At 65.7% G+C, this 1,039-nt stretch carries 1 protein-coding gene; it reads left to right on the forward strand.

Annotation, left to right across the window (positions count from 1 at the left end):
• Window positions 1-27 precede the first annotated feature (27 nt).
• Window positions 28-1,039, forward strand: a 1,012-nt coding sequence (locus GOX01_RS12725; protein ID WP_141259277.1) for a tyrosine-type recombinase/integrase, incomplete at its 3' end; no start/stop codon positions are given.

Genomic DNA, 1,039 nt, shown 5'->3' on the forward strand with positions numbered 1-1,039 from the left:
CCAGGTTCTGGTTTCGCGGAGGCGTTCATGCTCAGCCATCTTCACATCGCAGGCTCGGCAAAGGCTGCCCGTGAGGCCCTCCTGGACCGGCTGGACCAGAAGACCCGGCAGCAGCTTCCTGCCGGCGATCTGACAGAAGCGGTGGCCCTGCTCTCGACCGGTCGCTTCTCCCCTCATCTCTCTCTGGTCATTCGCGGCATTGAATACCGCGACAACGAATTTGCCGAAGACACGGTCCTGTCCACCGATGTTGAGACGGCCGAGGAGGCACTGGCCATCGCCAGTGCCCATCTGACCGCCCTGCCCTCCGGGCACGAGCTGGCGATTGCTCTGGATCTCGAACCCGAACCGGTGTTCGTCGCCTGGCTCAGGCCGAAGGCCGCCAGACGGCGCAAGGCGGGATCGCAGGCGGCCACGCTGGCGCCGCTGGCCTCTCCTCTGGGTCAGCAGTCTGGCGCGGTCCTGCAGTGGTTCGATGCCCTGACTGACGAGGCCCTGCCCGACTATGACGGGACGCTGGTGACGGCGGAGCGCGCCTCAAAGACCTATTCCCGGGCGGCGAAGGCAGTGAACACACGCCGGACCTACCGCTCGGCCGTGCGCTCCTGGTGTGCGTGGGCGGCAGGACATGGGCTCCCTGCCCTGCCCGCCCGCAGCGAGGATGTCGCCGCCTATCTGGCTGATCTTGCGCTGCAGAAGAAGCGGCCCGCGACGGTGGATCTGCACCGTGCTGCACTGCGCTATCTGCACCATGTTGCCCAGGTTCCCGTCCCGACCTCCCATGCCCTTGTGTCCGAAACGGTTGCAGGCATTCGCAGGACGTCAACGGAAAGTGCGTCCCGTCAGGTCAAGGGGCTGACCTGGGATCTGCTGAGCGAGGTCATCGAGCAGATCGATACGGATGAGCTGGTGGGCGTTCGGGACAAGGCTATTCTTCTGCTCGGCTTTGCCGGCGCCCTCCGACGGTCCGAAGTGGCGGCGCTGTGCCTGGAGAATGTGGCGCTCGATGATGACGGGATGCGGATCCGGCTGGACCGCT

This window comes from Gluconobacter oxydans, from assembly GCF_006539685.1.
GTDB classification, from domain to species: domain Bacteria; phylum Pseudomonadota; class Alphaproteobacteria; order Acetobacterales; family Acetobacteraceae; genus Gluconobacter; species Gluconobacter oxydans.